We start from the raw sequence: 20,006 nt of genomic DNA, 5'->3' as shown, positions 1-20,006 counted from the left end.
CATTTGGAAGATCAGGTCGCAAGCTGTCGTAGCGCGCTCTTGAGGTCGATCGCTCCATCATAGAGCGCGCGGCCGGAGATGGCGCCTTCAATCACGCCGGTGTCTCTAAGCGCGGTGAGATCTTCCAGAGAGGACACACCGCCCGAGGCGATCACCGGGATTGACACAGCGCGGGCGAGATCGGCTGTGGCGGTGACATTGGGGCCGCCCATTGCGCCATCGCGCAGGATGTCGGTGTAGATGATGGCAGCGACGCCTGCGTCTTCAAAGGACCTGGCGAGATCGGTGACCATGACATCCGTTTCCTCTGCCCAGCCTTTGGTGGCGACTTTGCCGTTTCGGGCATCAATGCCAACCGCGACCTTGCCGGGGAAGGTGCGGGCGGCTTCGCGCACCAGATCGGGGTTTTCAACGGCCACGGTACCGAGGATCACGCGGGCAAGGCCTTTGTCCAGCCAGCTTTCGATCGTGGCCATGTCGCGGATGCCGCCGCCGAGTTGGGCAGGTACCTCGCAGGACTTCAGGATCGCTTCGACGGGGGCTGCGTTTACAGGTGTTCCGGCAAAGGCGCCGTTGAGATCAACGAGGTGCAACCATTGGCATCCTGCCGCCACAAAGGCGCGGCCCTGTGCGGCCGGGTCGTCGTTGAAGACGGTGGAGCGTGCCATGTCGCCATGCACCAGGCGCACGGCCTGGCCGTCTTTGAGGTCGATGGCGGGATAGAGGATCATGGTGCGGGTCCTTGTTGGAGCTTTGGAGGCGGTTTTGCACGGGGAGCCGCGTTTTGCAACGCGACCTGAGGTCAGGCTTGTCAGAACGGGGTGGCATGCCTCAGACTGGTTAAAAATTGGAGTTTACAATATGAAAACGTTTCTTGCTTCTGTGGTGTTCGGTTTGGCTTTGGCCAGTACTGCTTGGGCCGCAGATCCAATAGAAGGTCTTTGGAAAACACAGCCTGATGACGGGGTCTTTTATCATGTAAAAATGCAACCTTGCGGCGGGGGCTTTTGCGGGGTCTTCCAGAAAAAGTTTGAAGGCGGCAAAGAAGTTGCATCCGATGTGATCGGCAAGAACGCTGTGTTTGATATGAAGGCCACTGGCGGCGGGAGCTACGAAGGCAAGGCTTGGAAGCCATCAAATAACAAAACATACAAAGGCACCGGAGAGGTGTCTGGCAACAAACTGCGTATTGGGGGATGTGTCCTTGGTGGACTGATTTGCCTGAAGCAGACCTGGACCCGCGTCAATTGAGAGCCATCGCCGCTGGTCACAGAGAATACCCCCTGGCTGATCCGGGACTGTCATAGATGCGGGCGCAAAGTTGATATCTATAAGGCTTTTCGATAGGGTTAGGACGCAAATCCCGATGCGACGTGGAAAGCGCTATGACAATTCTCTTGCGGCTCTTAGGGCTTCTAATGGTGCTATCGGTGGCTCTTCCAGCGACGGCTCAAGGGGAAGCCGTGGTCGAAGTGCCGAGAGGGCTGTGGGAAACGGAAGCCGATCCTTTCGGCATCGTATTCCACGTGCGCACCAAACGGTGCGGGCGGGCCCTGTGCGGCCGGGTGGAGCGGGTCAAGGACCGGCGCGGTTATGATACGCCGTCCAATGCGGTCGGGGCCAAGGTGCTGTGGGAAATGCGCCCTCAGCCCGACGGCAGTTTCTTCGGGGAGTACCGGGGCCCGCAGGCCAACAGGTATCTCAAGTCCCGCGCCGAGATTGCAGGCAAGAAGCTACGGCTGAAAGCCTGCAATGACGAGGGGTGCGACACCCGCGTCTGGACGCTCATCCGTTAGGTCGTGTTGACATTCAGCGCGCAGCCTCAGCGCGAGACAGATTTTGCTCTGCACAAGGCGTCTGGCGTAATCGAATGCCGGCATTCTGAGCGCCTGACAACGACGGGCAGGGCAAAATCTGCCGCGCCCCAAAGGGTTTCGCGAATTTTCGCCAGACTTGCGTTGTCTGACCTTCCAATAGCTGACTATTGTTGCGCTCAGACGCCTGACTCTGACGAAAATTCGACTGAAACTGAGGTTACGCGCTGAATGGCAACACGACCTAACGTCAGGGCGCCCATTTCAGGAAATTCGCGATCAGCCGGAGGCCGGTGGCCTGGGACTTTTCCGGGTGAAACTGCATGCCCAGCATCGTATCCCGGCCAATGATCGCCGTTACATCACCTGCGTAATCCACATGCGCCAGCCGTTGCGTCGGGGTGGTGACGGCCATGTGGTAGGAATGCACGAAATAGGCGTGATCGCCGGTCTTGATGCCCTCAAACACGGCATGTGGCGTGTCGATGACAAGATCGTTCCAGCCCATATGCGGCACCTTCAGGGTTGGATCAGAGGGCTCGATCTTCGTGACCTCACCGGCAATCCAGCCCAGCCCTGGCGTTTCGCGGTATTCGCGCCCAAGGCTTGCCATCAGTTGCATGCCGACACAGATGCCCAGAAAGGGGCGTCCTTTGACCTCCACCGCCTCAACCATCGCGTCATAGAGGCCGGATTTGCCCTTCAGGGCTTCCATGCAGGCCGGAAAGGCACCGTCACCGGGCAGCACGATACGATCCGCGGAGGCAACAACCTCAGCATCCGCTGTCACGGTCACGTCGCCTGCGTCCTGTTCGCGGGCCATCCGCTCAAACGCCTTGTGGGCAGAATGCAGATTGCCGGATTCGTAGTCGATGATGGCCGTCAGCATCGGATCAAAGCGCGCCTTTGGTCGAGGGGATCGCATCCGCCTTGCGGGGGTCCACCTCAACCGCGTCGCGCAGCGCGCGGGCCACTGATTTGAAGCACGCCTCTGCGATGTGGTGGCTGTTCAGCCCATGCAGCATATCGACATGCAGGGTGATGCCTGCGTGTGTGCTGAGGGCCTGAAAGAACTCGCGCACCAGTTCGCAATCGAACGTACCGATGCGGTCGGTGGGCAGGTCGACATTCCAGATCAGGAAGGGTCGCGCAGAAAGGTCCAGCGCGCAGCGGATCAGCGCGTCATCCATCGGCAACAGGCAGGACCCATAGCGGCGGATGCCGCGTTTGTCACCAAGGGCCGTGGCCAGCGCCTGACCCAGCGCGATGCCGACATCCTCAACGGTGTGGTGATCGTCGATGTGCAGGTCGCCCTTGGCGCGCACCTTCATGTCGATCAGGGCGTGGCGTGCCAGCTGGTCCAGCATATGGTCAAAGAAGCCCACGCCGGTCTCGTTGTCATAGACACCGGTGCCGTCAAGATTGATCTCAACAGTGATGTCGGTCTCAGCGGTGGTGCGGGTCAGGCTGGTCTGACGCATGGGACTTCTCCTTGGAAACTCGCGCCCTTATAGCAGTGCTGTGGGTCAGGCCAAGGGGCTGGCGCGCGATCGGGGATTGCGACGCGCGCGCCCTTATGTCAGCCTGCACCCACCCGTCAGTGAGGTCCCCACATGAGCACCTGTGTTTTCGTCCAGATCCGTTGTCGCCCCGGCACCACCTACCGCGTGGCAGAGGAGATTGCGCTGCGCGAGATCCACTCGGAGCTTTACTCCACCTCGGGCGATTATGATCTGCTGATGAAGGTCTATATCCCAAAGACGGAAGACGTCGGTGTTTTCATCAACGAACGTTTGCTGGACATCGACGGGATTGAGCGGTCACTGACCACCATGACATTCAAGGTTTTCTGAGGATGCGCCGGGCCTGCGCCGCAGGCCTGCTGCTGCTGGCTTGGACAAATGCCGCAGATGCAGGGCGCACCTATGAGGGCAGGGAAGCCGTCGCGCTGCGGTGTTCGAACCTGCTGTCCATCACTGCGGTCGTTTTGTCAGAAGCCGGTGAAATCACCAAGGTTGAGCGGGACATCATGCTGTTCGCCACCGTCTCGATATTGGAACGACACGTCAGCGGCACCCGTGCACAGAAAAAGCGCGCCCTCGCTGTGGTGCGCGAACGACGCTCTGTTGTGGAAACGCTTGAGGACTACAAGCGCAATGCGCAGCGGTGCCTCAAGCAATTTCCAATCAACTGAAGAGGGGCGCAGCCGTCTCAGGACAGCTGGCGCACTTTCGTTTTTTCCCGCATCAACGCGCGGCCAATGGCCCGGTCGAATGTCTTTTTGACCCGCTGGTTGCGGCTTGCGTTCGGTGGAATGGGGTTGCCTATGGCCACGCAGATGTTCATGGGCGAGCCATCTTCGAACATTGCCGCACCTTCGCCAAGCAGGGCGTGGACGCGGTCTTCGATCTCGGGCCAGACCAGCGATTGCGCTTGCTGGGTGATGCACAGGAAGGTGCCATCGCCATCATAGGCCGTCAAAAGCTTGGGACAATCGACGACGTCTGTCACGGCTTCGGACACTTCTGACAGGGCAACAGCCAGCTCACGGGTGTTACATTCTGCAAAAAGGCTGTCCATGTTCTCAATCCGGACAGCAAAGATGCTGCACGTGTCCAGACGGCGACGCGACAGCTGCGACAGGTAGTTTCCAAGCGAGAACGGAAGCACCAGCTGATCGATGTTGGCCAAGCGGACGGAATCGCCGATCTTGAACGGGTGTTCGCCCTTCGCGCCATCTGCTGGGAGATCAACGGGGTTCAGGCGCGGCGCGCTGCCGACCGTTTCGGTCATGCGCTTGGCCACGCGAACGCGCGTCGTGATCTCTTTTACGTCGAAGGGTTTGTTGATGTAGTCGTTTGCACCGGCTGCGAAGGCACGCTCAATGATGCCGCGGTCCGTGACGGAGGTCAGCATCAGGATCGGCGTGTCACGATACTGCGGCAGGGCGCGGATGCGGCTACACAGTTCCACACCTGTCATGCCCGGCATCTCAATATCGAGGAGCAAACAGTCAAACTGTGCGTCCGGGTCCGACAGGATGTTGAGCGCATCCATGCCTGAAGACGCGACGGTAATCTGGGGGAAATCCGCCTGTTTGAACACGACCGGCAAGAGGTCAAGGATCAGGGGATCGTCATCAACTGCCAGTAGTCTCATTGTGGTTTTCTCCAAGTGTTAAATGAGCCACGCTCTCTCGACGTGTTGTTTCTGCTCGACTGGGTCCCACTTAAGAGGCTGAAAAAGACCAAATTATGGCTATTTCTCACAAATTCCTGGCACATTCTTGCCAAATGCTGGATTTTGTCCGCTAGTTTAGCGAATTCTTGCCTCTACTGCAGGTTTAGTCGGCAGAAAGCCGCCGGGAGGGTGATTCTGCGCGATTTCTGCTCAAGGCCGTTTCAGGTCGATCCCGTGGTGGTGGACGAGGGCGAATTGCGCGTCAGTATGGGGCAGATAAGAGATGAACTCACTCGTCCCGCAGGCGGGCAGGCCGAGGGCGTCAATGAGCGTTGCATCATATTGTCCCGAAAGCAGTGCAATGCCCTCTCTTGCCAATAAATCACGTGTCCCCCGCCCCTTATCCGACCGGATCCGCCGCATAAAATCCTGCTGCTGGGCGACGGCTTCTACGACGTCGCGGCTGATCGGCTCGCCCTGCACCTCTCTGAACAGGCTGGCCATGCGCGCATTGCCGGACGTGCCCGCAAAAATCCGTGCAACCATGGCCTCATCCCGCCCGCGCCAGAAGTTCGCGGGATAGGGGTGTTCTTTGAACAACCAGTGGATATGGGCGAAGCCTTCAGCGGAAATACTGCGTTTGGCGTCTTTATTCTGTCCTTGCGTCAAATACGCCACATGCGCCACGATCAGGCCCAGATAGCAGCATGCCCGCGCCTCATCTGCTGCAACAAGGAGGCAGGGATGGCCCACGGCTTCGGTCGGGATCATCCAGTTGTTGCCCATGGTATGTTTGATATCGACGTCATGGCCCAGAAGCGCGGTATCAAGGCGGCCGCGGGGCAGGTTCAGAAGGGCGCGCAGTTCAATCTCTACCCGTGTGCCGATGTAGGTCTTTTCGGTCTTCTCCAGCTCTTCATACGCGCGCCGCCCGGTCTTGGGGGTCATGATCACATCATCGATGCAGGTGCGCAGCATGTTGGGAAAGCGCTGCGCAAGACTGTCGGCGCCGCCGCCGCGCCGCAGGATATCCTCAGCCAACGGGTGCAGTACATGATAGTCAGGATGGTCTGGCGCGATCAGGCTGAAGGGCAGCGCCTTTTTCATCGCCTGACCGCCTAACCCGCCACGGCATGCAGTTTGCGCTTGCGCAGCGCACGGGCGATCTGACGACCCACCGCTTCGGCCACAGGCGGGGGAAAGGCATTACCCACCTGGCGGTAGGCATTGGTTTTGGCGCCGGTGAAGTGCCAGTCGTCCGGGAACCCTTGAATGCGCGCCACCATCGGTACGGTCAGACGCGGCATGTCGTTGTGGAACGGGTCAGGGGGCTCATAGGCAATGGTGCGCCCCTCAACCCCCAACGTTGCCCAGGCCGCCCGCGCCCGTGTCGGACCCAGATCGGGCCCGCCGTGTTTCTTCGATCCGCCGACGATTGTCGGCGCGATCTCATCCGCCTTGTCCGCCCAGTCATCCGCGCCGCGCCAGCCGCCCGCAGCCATAAGGTCGCGCAGGGTCTCGCCCACGGTAGGCGGGTTGTGGGGCAGGGGATCTGGCCAGTCAAAGAAATCCGCGCGATGTTTCTCCACCGCGACAATCACCACACGCGGGCGCAACTGTGGCACACCATAGTCCGAGGCATTCAACAAACGCCAGTCGGTGCGATAGCCGAGCTTGTCCAGCTGGGTCTTCAGGCGTTCGCGGTAGTCATGAAACACCGCATCCAGAAAGCCACGCACGTTTTCAATCATCACCGCACGGGGGCGGGCGGCATCGATGATCTCTATCGCGTCGTTGAAGAGATTGCGTTCATCCTGTTCCCCCAGCTGCTTGCCCGCAACGGAAAAAGGCGGGCACGGCAACCCACCGGCGAGCAGATCCATACCCGCGTAATCCCCCGCGCGTTCCTTGAAATCGCGCAGGTCTTCTTCGAGCACCTGCCACTGCGGGCGGTTGTGGCGCAGCGTGTTGCAGCAATGCTTGTCGATCTCCACCAAAGCGGAATGGCCAAAGCCCGCACGCTCAAGCCCCAAAGCCTGACCGCCCGCACCTGCACAAAGCTCCACCGATGTCAGCATGCTGCCTGTTCCTTGCTCTGCGCCCTGTGGCGTCTGTTCTGTCTTCGTTCTAGCTCACCGCCCGTGGCGCGGCAAGGGTCACAATGGGGCTTTGTCCGATGGTGATTGTTTTGGTGCGTTGGACTGCGGGGCAGGGCCGACCAGACTTTTGGCAATGCCAAGCGACGCACCCAACAGCCCAAGGAAGATCGACAGCGCCAGCGGCAGCGCATCGCTTGCCAGACGGTCCATCCAGCGGGTTGTTATTTCTGTGCGCGCGGCCCCAATGCGGTCCACCAGCAAAGCGCTGTGTCGCAAGGGGGAGGTCGCAACAATGTCAAATCCCCGGTCTGACGTCCGAGCCGGTGGCATAAGGACCATTTGGGTGGGGATTTCGGCTCCTTGCCGATCAACAAGGCTGACAAAGTCACCGGGCAACAATGTTCCCTTTGCAATCAAGGTCGGCCCCGATGACAAGCCCAACCGCTCGCGGATTTCGTAGCTTCCGTTCAGCAGCAGAAAAGAGGTGCGCGATTTCACCGGATTTCCGACCTGGACACGCCCTTTGAGAAAGACGGCTTCTGTCGTGGCGAGCGAGGATCGCGGGAAAAAGAGCACGCTGTTTGGGGTGATGGGAATGCCGTCAAATGTGGAGAAGTTTTTTGGCTCTGGCTTCTCATAGGTCACATCAACGGTCATTGGTCCGCCAGCGGTATGGTTGATCACAAGCCGAGTGCCTTCGACCCAGGTGATCTCAAAGAACGCCTGTTCTGGCACAGCAGGTGTCTTTGCGGCTGTGTCCTCGGATCCATCTGTGTCCTCGGATCCATCCGTGTCCTCGGCTTCAGGCGGCGGTTCCACGGCGTTCACAAAAAAGCTGGGGCTGCATTGTGGGTTCGCGGCAAGTGTTTCCGGTTTGCTGGTGACATCTTCAGTTTTGCGCAGGCACAGGGACGCATCTGCAAGTTCCCAGTCCTGGGGGTCATCACCTGTAACGTTCACTGCGACTGAATTGGTCGTGGCATAGAGGGTGAAAGACTGCTTTCGGCCAATGGCATAGTAGACAACGACGCCCACAAATACTGCGAGGATCACCAGTCGGAGGATCCGTTCAAGGGGGATGTCGCCCGGCAAGGTACGCGCCACTGCTTTCAGCCTTTTGACAAAGATGTTCATTTCAATGCTGGCAGGAATATCCGACCGGTTTCGCCTGGCCTGCTTCTCCCCTTGTAAAGTCGGGTGTAGCGGAATGTGGCTTCACCATTTGCGCCTTTGGGCACGCTGACTGTACATGTGAAGTTGAATTTGATCGCATCGGACCTGTCCAGTTTGTGACAGCTCACAGGCAGTTCCACGGCGTTTAGGGTCATGGAGGCTTCGATCTCGGATGTTTTTCTGGCGTGCATGTTGAGGACAAGGGTCGAATTCCCGACACCATCTCGCGCTACGTCGGCCAGTCCACCGTTCAGCACGGCGGGATATAGAACGGTTGCAGGCGTCGCCGCGTCACCACACGGGCCGGAGGAAGCCACAACGCCACTGTTGTCGACAGAAGCATTTGACCACACATTTGCAAAGTTGGTCGTATAGGCCAGTTCAATCCAGCCCTGCATTGATTTTGTGGTGGCATATTCCCCTTTGGCGGCAAAGCGGCCGTCAATCGTCGTCGCTTCGAGGCAGACAACTTCTGTTGGCCCGATATCCGGAACGAACGTAAGAACCGTGGGGCGCCGTTCTGCCTGAGCCGACTGGAAGTGGAGGCCGACCAACCAGTCAGGCGCGGCAATCAACCCTTCTTCCTCGGGGATGTCCTGGAAATCGGGATCGGTCAGCAAGGGGATGTCTTGTGCAGATACAGAGGACGGGGCACTCTGGGCAAAAATGCACATACACAAGAGAACCCTTTTCAAACAATCCATGATTGCGACCCCATGCCATTTCTTCCGACCGTAGCTAAACACGCAGCAGATTTTCTAACAACCATTCTTGCGTGTCTTTTGACGCTGGCGCTCGCCGGTGCTGGGCAGGCCGCCACTTTGGTGGATGTCAACAATGAGGGCGGGCATGCCTTCTTGGTCAGCTACCGCGGCAACTGCTATGCGGTGATGCCGAAGCATGTGGCCAAAACGGACCGTCTGGCTTTGGTATCGGCGCTTCCGCAGACAACAGGTGTCGCTACGGTGTTTTGGCGTCACGTGGACGAGGATCTTGCCATTGCCTATGTGGAAGGCGATCTGAGCGAAGCATGCGAGTTGCGGTGGTCTGCGTTGTCGGCACAGGTGGGGCCGCAGATCAACGCGCCGGGGTCTGGCGGCTTGTCGCGGATCAACTGGGCGGGCGTTATGCTCGACCGCGCCGAAGGGGTGATCACGGATGCCGATGACGAAACCTTTGTTGTGACCACCACCGACAACTGGGCCGAGGCCGAGGTCGAAGGCGGGGTCAGCGGTGCATTGTTCTACAAGGGCACGGCGCCGATCGGCATGGCGCTGAGCACGCTGAGCAATCGCCAGGCGCGGTTTCTGCGGATGGACCGTGTTTTTGCGCTGATTGATCCGGTGCTTGCAGGCAAAAGTGGGGCACATCCGTCGACTGGCCGGATCACCGCAGGATCCAATGGTCTGGGGTTTCGCGTGACTGGGCAGGCAATTGTCGATGGCGGGGTTCTCAAAGGTCTGTCTGGCACCAGCCAGTGGCCCTGGACCGGTGCACCGGTCGAACTTGAACTGACGCTGTCCAACGAGGTGCCGGTGCCGATCAACCGCATCGCATTGCAAAGCACACCATCAGCAGATGTCGCCATGCCTCAGCGCATTACGGTGGCGTTGGACGTTGGTATGCCGGGCAGCCCGTTCTGGCGCGCGATCAACGCCGACGACATGTCGCCCAGCGGTGTGCTGGACATTCCCACCGGGGGCAGTCGGGCACGCCGCGTCAAACTGCGGATTGAGAGCGTTTGGGGGCAGGGTGCGATGGTCGGGCTGGACAGTATCGTTCTGGAGTGACGGTCACTCCTTGAGATCGATGGCGGCCTGTGCGCGGCCCGAATACATCACGATTGGCCCGCGCAACACGCCGTCCGGACCCAATGTCAGGTTTGCCTGCGCGACATAGGAATTGAATTTGTAGTTGTACTGCACATTCAGGCCCCGGATCGTGAAGATACAAGTCCCCCGCGACGTGGCCCAGCAGGTTTCATTGAAAGTGCCGGTGTTCAGCATGATGGAGGCACCGTTCTCCGTTGCGACACCATTGAGATATTCGACCCAGGCGTAGGTTTCCAGACTGTCGCCGCCGGTCACGTCAAGACGCACCTGCGGGTTGGTGTTGAACACCGATTGGATGGCCATGTTCTGCAAGACCGGGTTGGTTGAAAACAGCGCAAACTCCCGACCGATCCGAACCATGGCGGGGTCCTTCTCCGCCAGCAGGAGTTTGACCAGCGCATATTGCGTATTGGGATCCGATGTTTGCAGGGCCCGCAAGACATCGTTGATGCGGTTGGCGTCCTCTGCTGCCCGGTCCAAAAGTTCCTGCGTGGAGGATTGGGCGGCCAGCGGGCTACCTGTGAGCGTGATGCAGGTGGAAACGAGAATGCCTGCGCAGAGCGTTTGCAGCCGGTTTGGGGTCATCTGAGATTTTCCTTGAGTGCCAGCGGTTTCGGTATCGGGTGCCATTTGCCACGTCGGCAGGCGGCGCCCTGAAGTAGCCTACTGTCCTGCCCAATACGCGTCCACCATTTCGACGCACCCGGAAAAAGCGCAAAGGCGACTGTCTGAGGTGATCAGGACACCCCCGCGCAATCACCTGATGAGGTAGTGCAGCCTTAAATCACGCTCGATCGTGCACATCGTTTGCCCGGCGTCATGATTGCTTTCTCCCAAGGTGCGGTAGGCAACGCCATGTTATCATTCCACTCCCCGCCACGCTCCCCCGACCCAAAAACAACAAAGGCCGCCCGAAGGCGGCCTGTGTGTTTTCCACATGGGTGGTGTGGTCCAATTGGAGCGGGCGAGGCGATTCGAACGCCCGACCCTAACCTTGGCAAGGTTATGCTCTACCCCTGAGCTACGCCCGCTTCCTTGGGTGAGGGGGAGATACCCACCCAGGCTTCGCCTTGCAAGGGGCAAAATCCAAAGCGCGCGAAAAAAAACAGCAATTGCGGCCTTGTTGCGAAACAAATCAGGGCGGGTTCGGCAATTGTCCTCTTGACCTCAACCATGCTTCAGCCACGACAACACCTGGCAAGGAGTATCAGGCATGACCAGCAGCATCTACATACGGTTTGTCACCGCCAGTGGCCTGACCAATCTGGCCGATGGGATAGCGACCCTTGCCTGGGCGTGGCTGGCCAGCCTGCTGACGCGCGATCCGTTGTTGATCGCTGTGGTGCCGGTGGCGCTGCGATTGCCGTGGTTCATCTGCGCAATCCCGGCCGGGATCATCACCGACCGCGTGGACCGCCGCCTGTTGATCCTGTGGATGGACGCTGCGCGGGGGCTGGCATTCGCAGCGGTTGCCATTGCCTTGTGGGTGGCGCTGCCACTGCCGGTGCCCCCACAATCAGGTGTGGCGCAACCGCTGATCTTCGCTTTGATCCTGGGGGCGGCCGCCATAGTGGGCGTGGCTGAGGTCTTTCGCGATAACGCCGCCCAGACGATGCTGCCCGCCATTGTGCCCCATGCCGCGCTTGAGCGCGCCAATGGCCGTCTGTGGTCGGTTGAACTGGTGGGTAACGCGCTGTTGGGACCGGCGTTGGGTGCGTTTCTGATCGCCCTGGCGGTGCCGCTGCCCTTTGCCTTGAACGCAGCGGCCTATGGCCTTGCCGTGATGCTGTTTCTGGCCCTCTCAGGTCCGTTCAAACCCGCCGTGACGGTCGAAAAGAACTGGCGCAAGGAATTGGCCGTGGCGGTTGCTTTTCTCCGGTCCAAACCGCTCTTGATGGCGCTGGCCTGGATCACCGGCTTCTGGAACCTGCTCTTCGAGATGGTGATGATCGCGCTGATCCTGCATGTGCAGGAAAACCTGTCGGTGGGCGCGCAGACCTATGGTCTGATCCTGGCGGCAGGCGCGCTGGGGGGCATATTGGGAGGATGGACAGGAGAACGTGTGATCCATGCCCTGGGGCCAATGAGGACGGCGCAATGGATGCTTGTGCTGACGGCACCGGCCTTCGTTGCCATCGCCCTTGCCCCCGGTGCGGTGTCACTGGCGATCATCCTCGCGGTCTTCAACTATACGGGTCTGGTGTGGAACACTGTCTCCGTTTCCTACCGTCAGAGGATGATCCCGGATGCACTTCTGGGACGGGTCAACAGCCTGTACCGCCTGATGGCCTGGGGCATGATGCCTGTTGGCCTGTTGCTGTCAGGGATGGTGGTGAAGCTCACGGACGGCCCTCTGCCGCGGGATGTGGCTCTGATGATGCCCTTCGGTGTCGGCACCCTTGGCGCCATCCTCCTTGGTGTGCTGGGGTGGCGCGCGCTTGGTCGCTGGTTCCCCTCCTAGAGCCTTTTGCACCATATGATGCCACTTGCGCGCAGGCCCCCTTCCAAATGGTTCAAAAAACCCCACCGGAGGTCTGAAATCCAATCACGCGGCGGTCACCACATGCCCCGCCGCCCCTGTTGCACACAGGGTTTCAGAACACCGCATGTGCAAGCAACCCGCATGCCGCCAGGAGCAGACAGGCAAAAGTAAGCAGCATGCCAAGCTGACGCAGGATGATCTTCTGCGGTGTTACGGCAAATCCCAGCGGATGGATAATCCGGCCCGCGAGCAGGAGCACCCCCAAGCCATGCACCGCAATCGCAGGCGCGCCCTGAAGTTCTACCAAAAGGATGAGGATCAGCCCCAGCGGGGCATACTCTGCACAATTGGCCTGCGTGCGCATGCGTTTGAGCAGGTTCTTGTCGCCGCTGTCGCCCAGCGACAGCCGGTTCGCCTGACGGTACATGATAACGCGCCAGGTCAGCACGAAGTAAACGAGGGTGACAAGAGCGGCGTAAAGGGGGGTGATGGTGGGGATCATGGGATGCCTTCTCCAGGTCGGGGCTCAGCCCGTTTTTGACCATTGGTTCAGGCGACGCAAGAGTGCGATCAGACACAGAGCAATGAGACTCCAGAAAATCACCGCCGATAGAAGCCCGCTGTAGGTGTCAATCGTGATGCGTTGGGCCACATAGGCCTCGTAATCTTCATACCGCTTTGGGTGGTCAACCAGCCATCTGTCCCATGAGGGTCGCGTTGCCATGATGGTCAGGCAAACCGCAAAAACACTGGCGATCCATGCCGTCGCCCGTGGCAGAGGGGCTGCCCACCGCGCGGTTGCGGCCAGGACCACAGTCAGGGTGCATGCAGGAAGTGCCAGACCCGCGAAATGATGAAACAACGAGACGACGTAGTATGTGTCTTGCGATCCAGCGATCTGGTCATGGTCTTGCATCCAGATATGTCTCCACACCGCGACCGGCAGGGCCGCCAAAAACACCAAGCTAAGCGACAGCGCTGACATACGGACTACAGCTGACTTACGCGCGGCAATCGCCCAGATTTGCGGGCCAAGCAGAGCGATCACGACAAGGCTGATCGGCATATCCCCTCCACCACCAACAAGGAAAGGCCCCGACATCCATCGGGGCCTTTCCTTGTTCTGACGCAACCTCGGCTCAGTGGCCGGGCTGTTTGTCCCATTCTTCCTGCTTTGGCAGGATCTCGAACGTATGCTCCGGGGGAGGGGACGGCAGGGTCCACTCCAGCGTGTCGGCATATTCGTTCCAGGGGTTGTTCGCCGTGACCCGTGCCCCGCGCGTCAGCACATAGGCCATGACACCGAAGAAGAACAGGAAGGAGGCAAAGCTGAGGAACGCACCCAGCGAAGACCACCAGTTCCAGTAGGCGAATGCCTCAGGGTAGTCGATATAGCGCCGCGGCATGCCCTGACGACCCAGGAAGTGCTGGGGGAAGAATGTCAGGTTTGCACCGATGAAGAAGGTCCAGAAGTGCAGCTTGCCTGCCCATTCAGGGTACATCCGTCCGCTCATCTTGGGCAGGTAGAAGTAGATGCCCGCAAAGATCGCAAAGACAGCACCAAGGCTCATCACATAGTGGAAGTGCGCCACAACATAGTAGGTGTCATGGTAGTAGCGGTCGACAGCTGCTTGCGACAGCACGATGCCCGTCACACCACCCACGGTGAAGAGGAACAGGAAGCCGAATGCCCAGAGCATCGGTGTCTTGAACTCAACCGAACCGCCCCACATGGTCGCGATCCAGGAGAAGATCTTGACCCCTGTTGGTACCGCGATGACCATGGTTGCCAGCATGAAATAGGCTTGCTGGTTCAGCGTCATGCCCACCGTATACATGTGGTGTGCCCAGACGACGAAACCCAATGCACCAATCGCGATCAGCGCCCAGACCATCGGCAGATAGCCGAAGATCGGTTTCTTGGAGAAGGTCGCGATGACGTGGCTGATGATGCCAAAGCCCGGTAGGATCACGATGTACACTTCCGGGTGGCCGAAGAACCACAGGATGTGCTGGTAGAGAACCGGATCCCCGCCGCCTGACGGATCAAAGAAGGCAAAGCCAAAGTTCCGGTCCATCAGCAGCATGGTAATCGCGCCGGCCAGAACAGGCAGGGACAGCAGGATCAGCCAGCTTGTCACGAAGATCGACCAGCTGAACAGTGGCACTTTGAAAAGCGTCATGCCGGGGGCACGCATGTTCAGGAAGGTGGTGATCATGTTGATCGCACCCAGGATCGATGAGGCGCCGGAGACATGGACCGCGAAGATCGCAAGGTCCATCGACATGCCGCCTTCTTTCACCGAAAGCGGCGGATAAAGCACCCATCCAACACCCGATCCCGCCTGGCCATTGCCGCCCGGCGCAAGCACGGAGCAAACCGCCAGCGTGGTTCCGGCAACGTAGAGCCAGAATGACAGGTTGTTCATCCGCGGGAACGCCATATCCGGCGCGCCGATCTGCAAAGGCATGAAATAGTTGCCAAAACCGCCGAAGAGGGCGGGAATGACAACAAAGAACATCATGAGAATACCGTGACCGGTGATCAGTACATTCCAAAGATGCCCGTTGGGGGTACAGGTCGTGGCACTGTCGGCCATCAGCCGCGCGCCTTCCTGACACATATACTGCACACCCGGCTCCATCAGCTCTAGCCGCATGTAGACGGTGAATGCGACCGAGATGAACCCGGCAAAAGCAGAGACAACGAGGTAGAGAATACCGATGTCTTTGTGGTTTGTGGACATGAACCACCGTGTGAAGAATCCACGGTTGTCTTCATGGTCGTGCCCGTGAATGGCTGCGTCTGCCATGCGGTGCCTCCTGAAATTGACTGTTGGTACACCGCGTCTGTTGGCTAGCACACGGCGCATCTTGGTGTTGGTTCTAAAGCGGCTGATCGACAGGAGCAATGGTCGTGATCGTCGCAGAGGCGGAAAATTGGGTTCAAAGCGACTGTTATTTCTAAGGGTTTCTTGATCCACCTCTGTGTCTGGTGCCTTGCCAGCGGCAAATTGCCATGGGGGTGGCTGCCCGCGCTTTCAAGGCTGTACCGGGGATTCGCAATGTTTCAGGTGGTTTGCGGGTGGATCGTGAACAGCTCTTGCGGTGTTTCGACGCCGCGCAACATGTAGCGGCCAAGAGAGATCAGCTCGAACCCGTTTTGCGTCACATCCTGCGCCACGGCTTGCGAGATGATTACCGATTGCCCCAGGGATCTGTGCATCCCACCGATCCGCGCGCCCAGATTCACTTCAGGACCGATCACGGTGAAATCCAGACGCTCATTCGCGCCAATATTGCCGTAGAGCACTGGGCCCGCATGCAGCGCGATCGTGTATTCCATCGTTTCCGCATTATTCGCCGTCCGGCTGGTGTTGAGACGGTCAATATCGTCGCGCAGCATGCGCACCGTCGCTATAGCCCGGTCCGGGGCGTCGTCCAGCACATCCCGATCAAAGATCGCGAGCAACCCGTCGCCCATGAATTTCAGAACGTTGCCGTGGTTCTCCTCGATCCGGGCAACCACATGGCCGAAGTAGTCGTTCAGCATCGCGATAAGGTCTTCACCCGCCACCTGTTGTGACATGCCGGTGAAGCCTTCCAGGTCGAAGTAGCAGATGACCGCATTGATCCATCTGCTGGAGCCGCGCTCAATCTCCCCTGACAGCACCCGTTGTCCTGCATCCGCCCCCAGATAAATGCCCAGAAGGTCGCCAGCGGTCTTGCGGTTGCTGGTTGCGCGCATCGCCAGTGCCATCGCAGGGAACGTCAGGCGGATCAGTGCCAGGTCCCTGTCCGAAAACCCACCCGGCCCGTCACATATCCAGGACATCAACGTCCCCTCTGTGCGCGCAGTCGGCTCGACATGGTCGCCTTCGTTCCAGTCACCAAACACCAGACCAGCGGCATAGTAATCTGTGGCGCCGCGCGCCTGCATCTCCGCGAGCAAGGCAAACCTGCTGGGCTCTTCGGATGTGCCAAGGCGCTCCCGGTAGTCCAAGCGACCGGCGCTGATCATATGGTAAAAGGGGCTTCTTACCCAGTCTTCCCGCACGTCAGTGCTGTGTCCATATTCCCGCCGGTCCGACCCTTCATCGCGCTGCCATTGAATGCCAACACTGCCGTAGACAGGGTGTAGGGCGTTGATCGTGACATGGGCCCGCATGAGCGGCACGCCCAGTGCAAGCACTTCGGCACAATAGGCCTCCAGAAAAGCCAGTTGCGGCTGCTCCCGCGCGCCATTGCGGGTAATCCACGTGTTCAGTGCCACGACACGCGGATCATCGAGCCAGAATTCAAAGTCTGTGGGAACGTCCATCTGCTGCCCTTCGATCAGAGGCCGTCGCCAATGTAGCGTTGCATTGACCCGGCCGGCAACGGGTCTTTGCCCCATGGATCAGCGGGACGGTGAAAATACCGTGTCAAAGCTCTGCCGCAAGGCCAGATCGACATCGTTCATTGTCACCGGCAGGCCAAGATCAACGAGCGAGGTCACCCCGTGTGCGTTGATCCCGCAGGGTACAATCCCACTGAAATGCTCCAGATCGGGCTCAACATTGATGCTGATCCCGTGGAAACTGATCCACTTGCGCAGCCTGATGCCGATCGCCGCGACCTTGTCTTCTGCCGGGCTGCCGTCTGCCTGTGGCGGTTTTTCAGGACGTTGCACCCAGACCCCAACGCGGCCCGGTCGGATCTCTCCGCGCACATTGAACTGATCCAGCGCGCCGATCACCCAGTCTTCCAACTGGCGGACAAAACAGCGCACGTCCCGGCCGCGTTTGCCAACGTCCAGCAAAACATACGCCACCCGTTGACCGGGCCCGTGATATGTATACTGCCCGCCGCGTTTGGTCGGATAGACCGGAAAGCGGTCTGGCGCGATCAGGTCTTCGGCCTGTGCGGATGTGCCTGCGGTGTAAAGCGGCGGATGTTCCACCAGCCAGATACACTCCTGCGCGTCGCCCGATGCGATCTCCGCGACACGTGCTTCCATCCAGGTTTCTGCTGTGCGGTATTCGGTCAAGCCGTCTGATGTGATCCATTCAACCATATCTGTGGTGTAGAAGCTGACCGCTGTCCCGACAAGGGGGCAGGGCGGTTCAGGCGGCGGCCCGTTCCGACAGCACCTTTTGCAGCATTTCTGCATAGGTCTGGGCGCCTTGCGCGCCGGTCAGCAGATACCGTTGATCAAAGACCATCGACGGCACCCCGGATATGCCGCGCGACGTCCAGAATGTCTGCGCCTTGCGGGTCGCCTCTGCATGGCTGCCACTGGTCAGGACGTCGCCTGCTGCTGTCTTGTCCAGTCCAACGCTTTCGGCGATCTGCAACAGGACCTCTCTGTCCGACAGATCCAGCGCTTGGGTGAAGTGGGCGTCAAACAAGGCCATCTTCAGTGGATGCTGGAGCCCATGTTCCTGCGCCCAGCCGAGCAATTGGTGGGCTGCGAAGGTATTCACGATCCGGCTGTTGTCTGAAAACCGAAAATCGATGCCCAGCGATGTCCCAAGCTCTGTCAGACGGGCGCGGTTCGCTTCCGACTGTGCATGGGTGCTGCCATATTTCTCCGCAATATGCTCGGCCAGGTTCTGGCCTCCGGGACCCATATCGGGGTTCAGCTCAAACGGATGCCAGCGCACAAACGCGCCGACGTTCAGATGGGCGAGGGCCTGTTCAAGCTGGCGAAAGCCGACAATGCACCAGGGGCACATCACGTCAGAAACGATATCGATCTGCACGGCTGTCCCGGCATCAACGGTGGGATTGGTGGTGTCAGCCAAGGTGTCTTGCACGGAAATCCCCTGAAAATGAGAGACAATGTCCTAAGATCAGCAGTCCAAGTGCCGGTTTCAAGGTCAATACGGCCAAATTTCAGCAGAATCCTTTGGGCAGGGGTGGATTTGGTGTAGTCTCCGCGCCAATATCACGTGATTCATTTAGTTTGGAGCGAAAGCATGATTTTCAGGGGTTTGACAGCGGCCGTGTTTGCCGTCTCACTTGCAATAATTCCGGCAGAGCAGGCCGAGGCCGACGCAGGCGACTTTATCGCAGGGGCGATCATCGGTGGCATTGTGGGGGCGAACGCGAAGAAGCAGCGCCGCACCACCACGCGGAGCACACGCAAGACCTACCGGTCAAAACTGCCTTCCACGCAGGAAGGCCGCAGCATTCAGGCATCCCTGAACTACTTTGGTTTCAACGCAGGCACGGTCGACGGTCAGCTTGGGCGCAGGACCCGCAACGCGGTGTCGCAGTATCAGGCATATCTGGGCTATCCCGTCACCGGTCAGCTTTCCGCGTTTGAGCAGAACCTGCTGATTTCCAGCTATAACCGCGCACAGGCCGGTGGCTACGCCACGCAGCAGCTTGTGGCCTCCAACATCGACGGCACGCGCGGTCTTTTGAAGACCTACCGTTCTGAAATGGCGGGCCAGACCACATCGGTCGCTGCTGCTGCACCGTCCACGACGATCGTCGTGGCGCCGCAGGCTGTCGCACCCCAGACGCAAGGCACTTTGGCAGCAACCGTGCCCGCAGCAACGGCACCGCTTGCCGGGGCGGCGGGGCTGGCGGCGGCGGTCGCGCCCGCTCCTGCGGCCAACGCGCTGCCCAACTTCCTGGGCGCGGGCACGCAAGCCTCGCTGGCGTCGCATTGCAACACCGTGTCGCTGATCACCAACACCAATGGCGGCTTCACCACATTGGCAAACATGAGCGATCCCAACGTGGCGCTGAACGAACAGTTCTGCCTTGCACGGACCTATGCCATCGCCAAATCCGAAGAGCTGGTCAGCAAGATACAGGGGTTCACTCCGGATCAGATCGCCCAGCAGTGTGAGGGTTTCGGCCCCGCGATGAAGGATCAGGTTGCGTCTTTGTCGCTGAAGCCGCGTGACGCGGTTGTGGCGGATGTGTCTTCTTTCGTGTTGAGCACCGGGATGTCACCTGCCCAACTGGCAGGCACCGCACGCATTTGTCTGGGTGTGGGATACCGCACGGACAACATGGATGTGGCGCTGGGCTCTGCCCTGCTGCTCTATGCGATGGGCGAAGGGGTCTATGGCGAACTGATGGGACATCATCTGAGCCAGGGCTTCGGCCCGGCCAAGCGCGTTGACATGGCGGCAGCATGGTACGACGCAGGCCTGAACGCAGCAGACAGCGGTGCAGCGGCTGTCTTCGTCCCCGGTCAGCCTGAGCGGACAGAGATCATTCGCCAGGCAGCCATGCGCGCAGGTGGTGCAGCTAACACCTTGCCGCAGGTCCAGCCGGCCTCAACAGCCGGTGGTGGTTTGCCGACCTTTTCGATCAGCGAATAACCCCGCCTGATTTGCAAAACTTCAATGCCCCCGGTTGCCTTGAGCACCGGGGGCTTTTTGTTGTCGTTTGCCTCTTCACAAGCCTGCACAGTTTGTCTAAA

General features: G+C 59.5%; 22 protein-coding genes and 1 tRNA gene. 7 read left to right on the top strand and 16 right to left on the bottom strand.

The genetic code is table 11. The features are described 5' to 3' along the window. Positions 1-11 precede the first annotated feature (11 nt). A complete protein-coding gene (gene hisA / locus Q1A91_RS02155) occupies positions 12-731 on the bottom strand; it encodes a 1-(5-phosphoribosyl)-5-[(5-phosphoribosylamino)methylideneamino]imidazole-4-carboxamide isomerase (protein WP_299872171.1) in 720 nt (239 codons plus the stop codon). A gap of 130 nt (positions 732-861) precedes the next feature. On the opposite strand from hisA, the gene Q1A91_RS02150 reads away from it, so the two are divergent. Both Q1A91_RS02150 and Q1A91_RS02145 read left to right on the top strand, forming a co-directional pair. Continuing rightward, positions 862-1,251 carry a DUF2147 domain-containing protein gene (locus tag Q1A91_RS02150; RefSeq protein WP_299872168.1) on the top strand — a complete coding sequence of 130 codons (390 nt, stop codon included), beginning with the start codon at positions 862-864 and terminating at the stop codon, positions 1,249-1,251. Positions 1,252-1,430: 179 nt separating this feature from the next. Continuing rightward, on the top strand, positions 1,431-1,796 hold the full coding sequence (locus Q1A91_RS02145; protein ID WP_299872164.1) for a DUF2147 domain-containing protein: 366 nt from the start codon (positions 1,431-1,433) through the stop codon (positions 1,794-1,796). Positions 1,797-2,064: 268 nt separating this feature from the next. On the opposite strand, the gene hisH is transcribed toward Q1A91_RS02145, so the two are convergent. Together hisH and hisB are read right to left on the bottom strand one after the other, a co-directional pair. After that, positions 2,065-2,703 carry an imidazole glycerol phosphate synthase subunit HisH gene (hisH, locus tag Q1A91_RS02140; RefSeq protein WP_299872161.1) on the bottom strand — a complete coding sequence of 213 codons (639 nt, stop codon included), beginning with the start codon at positions 2,701-2,703 and terminating at the stop codon, positions 2,065-2,067. 4 nt (positions 2,704-2,707) lie between these two features. Next, the gene (gene hisB, locus Q1A91_RS02135; RefSeq protein ID WP_299872158.1) at positions 2,708-3,295 is read right to left on the bottom strand and encodes an imidazoleglycerol-phosphate dehydratase HisB; all 588 of its coding nucleotides are present in this window, start codon (positions 3,293-3,295) and stop codon (positions 2,708-2,710) included. 132 nt (positions 3,296-3,427) lie between these two features. Here hisB and Q1A91_RS02130 point away from each other — a divergent pair, with 132 nt between their 5' ends. Together Q1A91_RS02130 and Q1A91_RS02125 are read left to right on the top strand one after the other, a co-directional pair. After that, entirely contained in the window at positions 3,428-3,667 is a 240-nt protein-coding gene (locus Q1A91_RS02130; protein ID WP_299872156.1) for an Lrp/AsnC ligand binding domain-containing protein, read from the top strand. Between the two features lie 2 nt (positions 3,668-3,669). Then, positions 3,670-4,008, top strand: a complete 339-nt coding sequence (locus Q1A91_RS02125; protein WP_299872153.1) for a hypothetical protein — start codon at positions 3,670-3,672, stop codon at positions 4,006-4,008. Between the two features lie 17 nt (positions 4,009-4,025). Here Q1A91_RS02125 and Q1A91_RS02120 read toward each other — a convergent pair whose 3' ends face one another. The 5 genes from Q1A91_RS02120 to Q1A91_RS02100 all read right to left on the bottom strand — a co-directional run bounded on the left by Q1A91_RS02120 (position 4,026) and on the right by Q1A91_RS02100 (position 8,886). Beyond that, positions 4,026-4,973 carry a response regulator gene (locus Q1A91_RS02120; protein ID WP_299872150.1) on the bottom strand — a complete coding sequence of 316 codons (948 nt, stop codon included), beginning with the start codon at positions 4,971-4,973 and terminating at the stop codon, positions 4,026-4,028. Between the two features lie 231 nt (positions 4,974-5,204). Further along, positions 5,205-6,101 (bottom strand): NaeI family type II restriction endonuclease, encoded by an 897-nt coding sequence (locus Q1A91_RS02115; protein ID WP_299872147.1) that lies wholly within the window; start codon positions 6,099-6,101, stop codon positions 5,205-5,207. An 11-nt stretch (positions 6,102-6,112) separates the two neighbouring features. Beyond that, complete coding sequence (locus tag Q1A91_RS02110) at positions 6,113-7,072, bottom strand: DNA cytosine methyltransferase (RefSeq protein ID WP_299872145.1); 960 nt, start codon at positions 7,070-7,072, stop codon at positions 6,113-6,115. Between the two features lie 78 nt (positions 7,073-7,150). Next, the gene (locus Q1A91_RS02105) at positions 7,151-8,197 is read right to left on the bottom strand and encodes a hypothetical protein (RefSeq protein ID WP_299872143.1); all 1,047 of its coding nucleotides are present in this window, start codon (positions 8,195-8,197) and stop codon (positions 7,151-7,153) included. A gap of 26 nt (positions 8,198-8,223) precedes the next feature. After that, positions 8,224-8,886 (bottom strand): hypothetical protein, encoded by a 663-nt coding sequence (locus Q1A91_RS02100; protein WP_299872142.1) that lies wholly within the window; start codon positions 8,884-8,886, stop codon positions 8,224-8,226. A gap of 162 nt (positions 8,887-9,048) precedes the next feature. Here Q1A91_RS02100 and Q1A91_RS02095 point away from each other — a divergent pair, with 162 nt between their 5' ends. Next, on the top strand, positions 9,049-10,056 hold the full coding sequence (locus Q1A91_RS02095; RefSeq protein ID WP_299872140.1) for a hypothetical protein: 1,008 nt from the start codon (positions 9,049-9,051) through the stop codon (positions 10,054-10,056). A 3-nt stretch (positions 10,057-10,059) separates the two neighbouring features. Here the strand turns inward: Q1A91_RS02095 and Q1A91_RS02090 are convergent, their stop codons facing one another. Further along, entirely contained in the window at positions 10,060-10,683 is a 624-nt protein-coding gene (locus Q1A91_RS02090) for a hypothetical protein (protein WP_299872137.1), read from the bottom strand. A 371-nt stretch (positions 10,684-11,054) separates the two neighbouring features. Beyond that, a tRNA-Gly gene (locus tag Q1A91_RS02085) sits at positions 11,055-11,129 on the bottom strand. 182 nt (positions 11,130-11,311) lie between these two features. Here Q1A91_RS02085 and Q1A91_RS02080 point away from each other — a divergent pair. Continuing rightward, a complete protein-coding gene (locus tag Q1A91_RS02080) occupies positions 11,312-12,559 on the top strand; it encodes an MFS transporter (protein WP_299872134.1) in 1,248 nt (415 codons plus the stop codon). A 133-nt stretch (positions 12,560-12,692) separates the two neighbouring features. Here Q1A91_RS02080 and Q1A91_RS02075 read toward each other — a convergent pair whose 3' ends face one another. The 6 genes from Q1A91_RS02075 to Q1A91_RS02050 form a co-directional block, all read right to left on the bottom strand. Continuing rightward, positions 12,693-13,082, bottom strand: a complete 390-nt coding sequence (locus tag Q1A91_RS02075; RefSeq protein WP_299872131.1) for an MAPEG family protein — start codon at positions 13,080-13,082, stop codon at positions 12,693-12,695. A 24-nt stretch (positions 13,083-13,106) separates the two neighbouring features. Further along, positions 13,107-13,682 carry a hypothetical protein gene (locus tag Q1A91_RS02070; RefSeq protein WP_299872130.1) on the bottom strand — a complete coding sequence of 192 codons (576 nt, stop codon included), beginning with the start codon at positions 13,680-13,682 and terminating at the stop codon, positions 13,107-13,109. Between the two features lie 37 nt (positions 13,683-13,719). Further along, entirely contained in the window at positions 13,720-15,393 is a 1,674-nt protein-coding gene (locus Q1A91_RS02065; RefSeq protein ID WP_299872128.1) for a cytochrome c oxidase subunit 1, read from the bottom strand. Positions 15,394-15,650: 257 nt separating this feature from the next. Next, entirely contained in the window at positions 15,651-16,901 is a 1,251-nt protein-coding gene (locus Q1A91_RS02060) for an adenylate/guanylate cyclase domain-containing protein (protein WP_299872125.1), read from the bottom strand. A 78-nt stretch (positions 16,902-16,979) separates the two neighbouring features. Then, a complete protein-coding gene (gene lipB / locus Q1A91_RS02055) occupies positions 16,980-17,636 on the bottom strand; it encodes a lipoyl(octanoyl) transferase LipB (protein WP_299872122.1) in 657 nt (218 codons plus the stop codon). Between the two features lie 49 nt (positions 17,637-17,685). After that, entirely contained in the window at positions 17,686-18,378 is a 693-nt protein-coding gene (locus Q1A91_RS02050; protein ID WP_299872119.1) for a DsbA family oxidoreductase, read from the bottom strand. Between the two features lie 162 nt (positions 18,379-18,540). Between Q1A91_RS02050 and Q1A91_RS02045 the strand changes: the two genes are divergently transcribed. Then, positions 18,541-19,905: a peptidoglycan-binding domain-containing protein gene (locus Q1A91_RS02045; protein ID WP_299872117.1), complete on the top strand. Its 1,365-nt coding sequence runs from the start codon at positions 18,541-18,543 to the stop codon at positions 19,903-19,905. Positions 19,906-20,006 lie beyond the last annotated feature (101 nt).

This window comes from uncultured Sulfitobacter sp., from assembly GCF_947500075.1.
Lineage (GTDB): Bacteria > Pseudomonadota > Alphaproteobacteria > Rhodobacterales > Rhodobacteraceae > Sulfitobacter.
This window is presented reverse-complemented; position numbering and strand designations above follow the sequence as displayed.

What these genes read in the sequence shown, in the direction of transcription:
- Q1A91_RS02110 (WP_299872145.1), bottom strand. Translation starts at nt 7,072, where the DNA reads ATGCTGACATCGGTGGAGCTTTGTGCAGGTGCGGGCGGTCAGGCTTTG.
- Q1A91_RS02130 (WP_299872156.1), top strand. Translation starts at nt 3,428, where the DNA reads ATGAGCACCTGTGTTTTCGTCCAGATCCGTTGTCGCCCCGGCACCACC.
- hisA (WP_299872171.1), bottom strand. Translation starts at nt 731, where the DNA reads ATGATCCTCTATCCCGCCATCGACCTCAAAGACGGCCAGGCCGTGCGC.
- Q1A91_RS02090 (WP_299872137.1), bottom strand. Translation starts at nt 10,683, where the DNA reads ATGACCCCAAACCGGCTGCAAACGCTCTGCGCAGGCATTCTCGTTTCC.
- Q1A91_RS02125 (WP_299872153.1), top strand. Translation starts at nt 3,670, where the DNA reads ATGCGCCGGGCCTGCGCCGCAGGCCTGCTGCTGCTGGCTTGGACAAAT.
- hisB (WP_299872158.1), bottom strand. Translation starts at nt 3,295, where the DNA reads ATGCGTCAGACCAGCCTGACCCGCACCACCGCTGAGACCGACATCACT.
- Q1A91_RS02150 (WP_299872168.1), top strand. Translation starts at nt 862, where the DNA reads ATGAAAACGTTTCTTGCTTCTGTGGTGTTCGGTTTGGCTTTGGCCAGT.
- Q1A91_RS02045 (WP_299872117.1), top strand. Translation starts at nt 18,541, where the DNA reads ATGATTTTCAGGGGTTTGACAGCGGCCGTGTTTGCCGTCTCACTTGCA.
- Q1A91_RS02070 (WP_299872130.1), bottom strand. Translation starts at nt 13,682, where the DNA reads ATGTCGGGGCCTTTCCTTGTTGGTGGTGGAGGGGATATGCCGATCAGC.
- Q1A91_RS02080 (WP_299872134.1), top strand. Translation starts at nt 11,312, where the DNA reads ATGACCAGCAGCATCTACATACGGTTTGTCACCGCCAGTGGCCTGACC.
- Q1A91_RS02120 (WP_299872150.1), bottom strand. Translation starts at nt 4,973, where the DNA reads ATGAGACTACTGGCAGTTGATGACGATCCCCTGATCCTTGACCTCTTG.
- hisH (WP_299872161.1), bottom strand. Translation starts at nt 2,703, where the DNA reads ATGCTGACGGCCATCATCGACTACGAATCCGGCAATCTGCATTCTGCC.
- Q1A91_RS02060 (WP_299872125.1), bottom strand. Translation starts at nt 16,901, where the DNA reads ATGGACGTTCCCACAGACTTTGAATTCTGGCTCGATGATCCGCGTGTC.
- Q1A91_RS02075 (WP_299872131.1), bottom strand. Translation starts at nt 13,082, where the DNA reads ATGATCCCCACCATCACCCCCCTTTACGCCGCTCTTGTCACCCTCGTT.
- lipB (WP_299872122.1), bottom strand. Translation starts at nt 17,636, where the DNA reads ATGGTTGAATGGATCACATCAGACGGCTTGACCGAATACCGCACAGCA.
- Q1A91_RS02065 (WP_299872128.1), bottom strand. Translation starts at nt 15,393, where the DNA reads ATGGCAGACGCAGCCATTCACGGGCACGACCATGAAGACAACCGTGGA.
- Q1A91_RS02115 (WP_299872147.1), bottom strand. Translation starts at nt 6,101, where the DNA reads ATGAAAAAGGCGCTGCCCTTCAGCCTGATCGCGCCAGACCATCCTGAC.